Here is a 4,229-nt window from a genome sequence, read left to right as displayed (position 1 = left end):
CGCATTCGGTGCGGGTGGAGGGGGTCCGGGAGGGGCTGGCGGAGGCGTTGGCTCCGGTCCGGCCGCGTACGGGTGAGGTGCCGTTCTATTCGACGGTAACGGGACAGTTGATGGACACCGTTGAGTTGGATGCGGAGTACTGGTTCCGGAATCTGCGTGAGACGGTGGAGTTCCAGAGCACCGTCGAGCACCTCATACGCCAGGGTCACACGGTGTTTGTCGAGGCCAGTCCGCATCCGGTGCTGACCGTCGGCATCCAGGACACCGCCGACACCACCGACACCGACATCCTCGTCACCGGATCGCTGCGCCGCGATGATGGCACTGCCCAGCGGTTTCTGACCTCCCTGGCCGAGGTGTCCGTGCGCGGTGTCGAGGTTAACTGGCAGACGGCATTCGATGGCACTGGCGCTCGGCGAGTCGACTTGCCCACCTACGCGTTCCAGCGCGAGCGGTTCTGGCTGGCGCCATCGACGGGCGCGAGCGACGCGTCCGGGCTGGGCCTGGGCGCCGTCGACCATCCGCTGCTGGGCGCGGCGGTGCCCCTCCCGGACGCGGACGGCTGTGTGCTGACCGGCGCGCTGTCGCTGGCCGGGCAGCCATGGCTGGCCGACCACTCCGTACTCGGCATGGTCCTTCTGCCGGGCACCGCGTTCGTCGAGCTCGCGTTGCAGGCGGGGGCGCGGTTCGGCTGCGACACACTGGACGAGCTGACGCTGCATGAGCCGCTCGTCCTGCCCGAGCGGGAGACCGTGCAGCTCCAGGTGTCGGTCGGAGGCTCGGACGACCTCGGAGGCCGTCCCTTCACGGTGTTCTCCCGCTGTGCGGGTGACTGGATACGCCACGCCGGAGGCACCCTGCGGGTGGGCGAGCGTGGCGACCCGCCCGGGAACCCGTCGGCCTGGCCACCGGCCGATGCCCGGCCCGTCGATGTCGCCGAGTCGCACACGACGATGGCCGAGCGGGGCTATCAGTACGGCCCTGCCTTCCAGGGCCTGCGGAAGGCTTGGATCCGGGACCGCGAAGTCTTTCTCGACGTCGCGTTGCCCGAGCAGGTGCGGGGCGACGCCGCCCGCTGCGGAGTGCATCCCGCGTTGCTGGACGCGGCCCTGCAAGGCATCGGCCTCGGTGCCTTCGTCAGCGAACCGGACCAGGCCCATCTCCCCTTCTCCTGGAGCGGGGTGACCCTGCACGCCGTGGGTGCCACTACCGTGCGGGTGACGCTCAGCCCGGCCGGACCGGACACGGTGGCCATCCGGATGGCGGACATCACCGGGGCGCCCGTGCTGTCCATCGACGCGCTGGCGATGCGTCCGCTCGCGGAGCAGCGACTGCTCGAGGCGGGCGGCAGCCGCGGCGATGCGCTGTTCCGGCTGGAGTGGAAGGAGCTTCCCGTTCCCACGGGGGCCACCGGCCTGCGGGCCCTGTCCTGGGGGCTGCTGGGCGGCCACCACGAGCCGCGGCTGCCCGCGGCGCTGACCGCGGCCGGTGTGCCGCCACAGCGCCATCGGGACCTCGCCTCCATCGACCAGGTGCCGGATGTGCTGGTCCTGTCGTGTCCGCCCGAGGCGGATGGCGGCCCTGTCCCGGAAGCGACCTTGTCCGTCCTCCGCCGAGTGCTGGGAGTGGTGCGGGAGTGGCTCGGGGACACGCGGTACACCGACGCCCGTCTGATGGTGCTCACCCGCCGCGCGGTGGCCACATCCACCGGTGACGACGTGGAGGATGTGGCGGCGGCCGCCGTACGGGGGCTCCTGCGCGCCGCACAGCAGGAGAACCCCGGCCGACTCGTCGTGATCGACCATGACGACTCGGACCTTGAGGTGCTCCCCGCGGTGCTCGCGACAGGGGAACCCGAGGCTGCCATCCGGGCCGGTACGGTGCTGGTGCCCAGGCTGGTCAATGCGCCCGCACCGGACGGGAAAGCCCCCGCCTGGGACTCCGGCACCGTGTTGATCACAGGCGGGACGGGGACACTCGGCGGCCTGGTCGCCCGCCATCTGGTGAGCACCCATGGCGCGCGTGACCTGGTGCTCGTCAGTCGCGGTGGGGCCACCGCGCCCGGCGCGGTGGAACTGACCACCGAACTGGAGGCGCTCGGCGCCCGCATCCGCGTCGCCGCCTGCGATGTGGCCGATCGTGCCCAGCTGACCGCGCTGCTCGACACTATTCCGGCGCTGCGCGCAGTCGTCCACACCGCCGGTGTGGTGGACGACGGTGTCATCGGCTCGATGACCGCCGAACGCGTGGAGAGCGTCCTACGGCCGAAGGCGGACGCGGCGTGGCACCTGCACGAGCTGACCCGCCGACTGGACCTGGACGCGTTCGTACTGTTCTCCTCCGCCACCGGAGTGCTGGGCAGCGCGGGACAGGGCAACTACGCCGCGGCCAACGCCTTCCTCGACGCGCTGGCCGTGCACCGGCGGGCCCAGGGGCTCCCCGCGGTATCGGTGGCGTGGGGCCTGTGGGAGCGGCGCAGTGGGCTGACCGCACATCTTTCGGAGCAGGACATGGCCCGTATGACCAGCACGGGCGCCGTTCCCCTCTCCGACGAACGCGGTCTCGAGCTGTTCGATGCCGCGTGCCGGAGTGGCGAACCCGTACTCGTGGCCACCCCGTTGCGCCTTCGAGCGGTGGCGGCCACCGGAACGGTGCCGCCCGTGCTCAGCGTGCTGGCACCGGCCCCGCCACGCCGGGCCGTCGAGGCCGGTGACGGTGGGGTGGCTCTACGGCAGAGCCTTGCCGAGATGTTGGGCGCGGAACAGAGCCAGACCGTACTGGGGCTGGTACGCGGGCAGGTCGCCGCCGTGCTGCGGCACCCGGATCCGTCGGCGATCGACACGGCGCGGACGTTCCAGGAGATCGGCTTCGACTCGCTGACCGCGGTGGAGCTGCGCAACCGGCTGGGTGCCGCCACCGGGATCAGGCTGGCCGCGACCGCCATCTTCGACTATCCGACACCTGCCAGGCTGGCGGAGCACCTGCTCGCCGAGATTGTGCCGGAGGCGGCCGACCCGATCGCGGCCCGGCTCGGCGAGCTGGACAAGGTGGCCGTCATGATCTCGGCGATGGCCGAGGACGACACCCTGCGCGAGCAGCTGTCCTCGCGGATGGAAACCATCGTCGCGATGTGGACCGACCTGCACCGTCCGGAGCGCACGGGCACGGTTGAGCGGGACCTCGAATCGGCCTCGCTCGACGACATGTTCGGAATCATCGACCAGGAACTCGATGGGTCATGAGCAGCGAGAACATCCGACCGGAAATCGAGGGGACTGGCACGCGGATGTCGAACGACGAAAAGGTACTCGAGTACCTCAAGAAGCTCACCGCCGATCTGCGCCAGACGCGTCAGCGTCTCCAGGACGTCGAGGCCAAGAGCCGCGAGCCGATCGCGATCGTCGGTATGAGCTGCCGCTTCCCGGGTGGGGTGAGCTCCCCGGAAGACCTGTGGCGCCTCACTGAGTCGGCGGTGGACGCGGTCTCCGGTTTCCCCACCGACCGAGGCTGGGACCTGGACGGCCTGTACGACCCCGATCCGGATCGTGCGGGCCGGTCGTACGCCCGCGAGGGCGCGTTCATCCCCGATGCCGGCCACTTCGACCCCGGTCTCTTCGGTATTTCACCGCGAGAGGCGCTGGCGATGGATCCGCAGCAGCGGCTGCTGCTGGAGGCATCGTGGGAGGCCCTGGAACGGGCGGGTATCCCCACCGATTCCCTGAAGGGCAGCCGGACCGGCGTGTTCGCCGGACTGATGTCCTCCGACTACGTCTCGCGGCTGTCCGCGGTCCCGGACGAGCTCGAGGGGTACGTCGGGATCGGAAGCGCGGCGAGCGTGGCCTCCGGCCGCGTGTCGTACACGCTGGGACTTGAGGGTCCGGCGGTCACGGTGGATACGGCGTGTTCGTCGTCGTTGGTGGCGTTGCACCTGGCGGTGCAGGCGTTGCGGTCGGGTGAGTGCTCGTTGGCGCTCGCGGGCGGTGTCACGGTCATGGCGACACCCGGCACCTTCGTCCAGTTCTCCCGTCAGCGCGGCCTGGCCGCCGACGGCCGGTGCAAGGCGTTCGCGGCGGGGGCGGACGGCACCGGTTGGGGTGAAGGCGTCGGCATGCTGGTGGTGGAGCGGTTGTCGGATGCGGAGCGGTTTGGGCATCGGGTGTTGGCGGTGGTGCGGGGTAGTGCGGTGAATCAGGATGGTGCGTCGAATGGTTTGACGGCGCCGAATGGTC

Annotated in this window: 2 protein-coding genes; both read left to right on the top strand. The window is 70.6% G+C overall.

All coding sequences use genetic code 11. From position 1 onward, the window contains the following. Positions 1-3,242, top strand: a 3,242-nt coding sequence (locus ABD329_RS47330; RefSeq protein WP_344318198.1) for a type I polyketide synthase, incomplete at its 5' end; no start/stop codon positions are given. A gap of 44 nt (positions 3,243-3,286) precedes the next feature. Beyond that, a partial coding sequence (locus ABD329_RS47325; protein ID WP_344318199.1) for a beta-ketoacyl synthase N-terminal-like domain-containing protein occupies positions 3,287-4,229 on the top strand: 943 nt, incomplete at its 3' end.

The sequence above is a fragment of the Streptomyces javensis genome (assembly GCF_039525925.1).
GTDB lineage: Bacteria > Actinomycetota > Actinomycetes > Streptomycetales > Streptomycetaceae > Streptomyces > Streptomyces asiaticus.
The sequence above is the reverse complement of the archived record's forward strand: the minus strand, read 5'-3'. Positions and strand labels throughout refer to the sequence as shown.